This window comes from Flagellimonas flava, assembly GCF_050617915.1.
Taxonomy (GTDB): Bacteria; Bacteroidota; Bacteroidia; order Flavobacteriales; family Flavobacteriaceae; genus Flagellimonas; species Flagellimonas flava_A.
On the sequence record NZ_JBODQE010000131.1, the window covers coordinates 1 to 244 of the forward strand.

A 244-nucleotide genomic window follows, 5' to 3' on the forward strand; every position below is an offset into this window, starting at 1 on the left:
GAGCAAAAGGCCTTAGCACTTGGAGCTTCCACCTACACGTCCATTGATGCAGTTTCCAATTTCTATGAAATAGTGGTCAAGTATCTCATTTTTGGTAACGTACTAAGGAACAATACCTATCCTTTGTCCGTAAGCGCTGTACGAATTGTACAGGCGGTGGAAATTGTAAGTCATGCCAAAAAGATTGGGGCAGAGTATATAGCCCACGCAAGTACGGGAGCCGGCAACGATCAGGTAAGATTTG

Annotated in this window: 1 protein-coding gene; it reads left to right on the forward strand. The window is 44.7% G+C overall.

The window, feature by feature from the left end; genetic code table 11:
• Nucleotides 1–244: argininosuccinate synthase domain-containing protein (locus ACRHOZ_RS21260; protein WP_431130353.1), on the forward strand; the 244-nt coding region annotated here is incomplete at both ends.